The sequence below is a fragment of the Streptomyces sp. CA2R106 genome, from assembly GCF_037034245.1.
GTDB lineage: Bacteria > Actinomycetota > Actinomycetes > Streptomycetales > Streptomycetaceae > Actinacidiphila.
This window is the reverse complement of record NZ_JBAGKC010000229.1, coordinates 1-233: the sequence shown is the minus strand read 5'-3', so window position 1 is coordinate 233 and position 233 is coordinate 1. Positions and strand designations below refer to the sequence as shown.

General features: G+C 69.1%; 1 pseudogene. It reads left to right on the top strand.

Annotated features, from left to right (window positions below):
- Nucleotides 1-233 (top strand): annotated as a pseudogene (locus WA788_RS35870) (polyketide synthase); the annotation flags it as partial.

Below are 233 nucleotides of genomic sequence, written 5' to 3'. Positions count from 1 at the left end.
CGGCGGGTGATCCGGGCGGCGTTGGCGGACGCGGGGTTGGCGTCGGCTGATGTGGATGTGGTGGAGGGGCACGGTACGGGGACGGCGTTGGGTGATCCGATCGAGGCGCAGGCGTTGTTGGCGACCTACGGTCAGGGCCGTCCGGACGACCGGCCGTTGTTGTTGGGTTCGGTGAAGTCGAACATCGGGCACGCACAGGCCGCCGCGGGGGTGGCGGGCATCATCAAGGTGAT